Origin of the sequence: Parendozoicomonas verongulae, assembly GCF_009711465.1 — a bacterium.
Taxonomy (GTDB): Bacteria; Pseudomonadota; Gammaproteobacteria; order Pseudomonadales; family Endozoicomonadaceae; genus Sansalvadorimonas; species Sansalvadorimonas verongulae.
The window spans coordinates 1-214 of the sequence record NZ_SMME01000033.1; the positions used below are offsets into that span (position 1 = coordinate 1).

At 50.5% G+C, this 214-nt stretch carries 1 protein-coding gene; it reads right to left on the reverse strand.

Translation table 11 applies throughout. The annotated features are described in order from the left end of the window. A partial coding sequence (locus tag E1189_RS24085) for a hypothetical protein (RefSeq protein ID WP_230459771.1) occupies positions 1 to 214 on the reverse strand: 214 nt, incomplete at both ends.

Below are 214 nucleotides of genomic sequence, written 5' to 3' on the forward strand. Positions count from 1 at the left end.
TTAAGAACGCTGTAACCCGCTTCATTGATCGTGACGGGATTCAGCCATTCCCTGATAGTACATGGATTCACAACGATGGTTTTTTTGGGGGGGCTGGTCACCCGTTCAACGGATGACTCATACAAACTGGCCAGTTCTCCCTCACCGACACTGGCCCGGTAAAATTGAACATGGTCTGGCAGAGAACAGGTCTGGCCATTACTCTCGTACTGCT